This window comes from Streptomyces sp. NRRL F-5630 (genome assembly GCF_000719475.1).
GTDB lineage: Bacteria > Actinomycetota > Actinomycetes > Streptomycetales > Streptomycetaceae > Streptomyces.
Genome location: NZ_JOGO01000172.1, coordinates 1 through 1,335, shown reverse-complemented (window position 1 = coordinate 1,335; position 1,335 = coordinate 1). Strand labels below are relative to the sequence as shown.

Annotated in this window: 1 protein-coding gene; it reads left to right on the top strand. The window is 76.9% G+C overall.

The window, feature by feature from the left end:
- Window positions 1-744 precede the first annotated feature (744 nt).
- Window positions 745-1,335 (top strand): bifunctional DNA primase/polymerase (locus IF99_RS0130170; RefSeq protein ID WP_037828241.1); only part of this gene is annotated, 591 nt, incomplete at its 3' end.

Sequence of the window (1,335 nt, the reverse complement as noted above, 5' to 3'; positions counted from 1 at the left end):
CCGTCGCGGTGCGGCTGGGCGAGCGGGGTTGGTTGCGGGTGTGGGCGGGGGGAGGGGGCAGGGGTGGGCGGTGCGCTGGGGCGGGGTGCGGGGGCGGTACGCGGACGGGCGGCGTTCCGTACGGGGTCGTACCTCGTCCTCGTACGGGGTCGTGCCATCCCTGGCGCGGAGTCGTGCACCGTCCTCGTACGGGGTCGTACCGGGCCTCGTACGGGGTCGTCTCGGCCTCGTACGGGGTCGTCTCGGCCTCGTACGGGGCGGGCCGGCTCTAGTCGTGATCGCGATCGCCGCCCTCCTCCTCGCGGCGTCCCGGGTCCCGAACGGGGCGGGCCGGCTCGTATGCGGTGCGAGCCCCCTCTCTGTCCGCCTGTCCGCCTCACCGGCCGCCGGGCCCGGTTGCGGCTCGGCCGGTCTACGTGCCGCCGATCCACGGGCCGCCGGTCTGCGGGCGGCCGTCCCACGAGCCCGCCGACGGTGCGTACGACGGCGTTCCGCTTCCTTCTCCCCTCCCTCCCGGACCCCATGCCGGAGTCCGCATATGCCCGGGGCCGAGTCCATCCGCCGGGGTTCCGGAAAGTCACTCCCTCCTGGGTACCCTCCCCCGGCTCCGGCGGCTCCCACGCGCCCCCGGCGATGCCCCCGTGCGCCCCGCACCCCGGGTCGGTGCCCCTCCCCGCGCGCGGCCTGCCACGCGGGGCCCCGATGCGGCCGTAACCCCGGTTCCCGGCGGGAGTTGTGCTGAGCGTGGAAGAGACCCTCGGTGTGACCGGAGCAGGCACGATCCCCTCGCAGCAGCGCGGTCAGCCGCTGCCCGATACGGCGGTGCGGTACACCGAGGACCGGCACTGGGACGTCGTCCCCGGCGTCTGGCTCGAAACGGCCGGGGGCGTGGAGCGCTGCTCGTGCGGCGACCGCGGCTGCCCGGCCCCGGGAGCGCACCCGGCGGACAAGAACTGGGCGACGCAGGCGACCGGCAGCGCCAGCGTGGCCCGCGAGCTGTGGGCGGAGCGGCCCACCGCCGCGATCCTGCTGCCCACCGGCCGCAGCTTCGACGCGATCGAGGTGCCGGAGACGGCGGGCTTCCTCGCGCTGGCCCGGATGGAACGCATGGGCATGACGCCCGGCCCGGTCACCCGGGCCCCCGACCGCCGGATGCGCTTCCTCGTCCTGCCGGGCGGCGCGACGAAGGCGGGCGACCTGGTCCGCGGGCTCGGCTGGTCCCCCCGGGCCCTCGGCCTCAAGCCCCTCTCCGAGGGCGCCTGGATCGCCGCCCCACCCACCCGCGTCGGCGGCCAGGGCACCATCCAATGGGCCCGCCACCCCACCCCCGCCAAC